Annotated in this window: 1 protein-coding gene; it reads right to left on the bottom strand. The window is 52.7% G+C overall.

Features of this window, described 5'->3' with window-relative positions; translation table 11 throughout:
* Nucleotides 1-347, bottom strand: a 347-nt coding sequence (locus Q4563_RS17575) for a hypothetical protein (protein WP_303605415.1), incomplete at both ends; no start/stop codon positions are given.

Raw genomic sequence — 347 nt, 5'->3', positions numbered from 1 at the left:
CTGCAAACGCTGGGTGACTTCGACTCGTGTTTCACCAATCAGGTCCTTGGCCGTATTCAGGGCTTTTTTATCAGCCTTGAACTGCTCCCGCAAAACCTCAAGCCGTTGCTTGCGTTGGTTAAAATCCTCCAGCGAGGTGATCTTTTCTGTTGTCAGGGCGGTTATTTCTGCCTGATATTGTTTCAGTGCGGCTTCGTCCGGCACATTATTCAACGCGCTGTCCAGCTGCTGCTGGCGACGGTCAAAGGTTTCGGTAAACGCCTTGCCTGCGGCTTCTGTCTGCAAGGACTCCCGGGCCAGAATTTCTTCTGCCGATGGCAACTGACTGATCAGCTCTTCTGCCATAC

This window comes from Gilvimarinus sp. 1_MG-2023 (assembly GCF_030548285.1).
Note: the sequence above shows the minus strand (reverse complement) of the source record. Positions and strands in the feature narration are given on the sequence as shown.